Source organism: Peribacillus sp. SIMBA_075 (genome assembly GCF_046534585.1).
Genome location: NZ_JAWRYN010000419.1, coordinates 1 through 284 on the forward strand (window position 1 = coordinate 1; position 284 = coordinate 284).

1 protein-coding gene is annotated in these 284 nt (G+C 26.1%); it reads right to left on the reverse strand.

Going from position 1 to position 284, the window contains the following annotated elements; translation table 11 throughout:
• Positions 1-243, reverse strand: a 243-nt coding sequence (locus SB775_RS28840; protein WP_410864620.1) for a hypothetical protein, incomplete at its 3' end; no start/stop codon positions are given.
• Positions 244-284: the final 41 nt, after the last annotated feature.

The following is a 284-nucleotide window of genomic DNA, read 5'->3' on the forward strand; positions in this document are numbered from 1 at the left end:
ATTTCTTCTATCTTTCCAAAAAGTATATTGATTTCTAATATCTTCAGACAAATTAAATATTTGATTATCTTGTTTGTTCTGATTTATACATTGTATTATTTTATGATCTACTCTATCTTCATTCGATAATTCAGCTACTATTTTACCCCAATCTTTAATTTTTTCCTCATAAGTTTTTGGGGTTGAGGAATTTACTAACCTATACTTAAGAATTTTTTGAAAAGCAGTAAAAGAAAATAACAACGAGGCTCTATACCCTTTTGCTCTATAACATATAAAAGCTT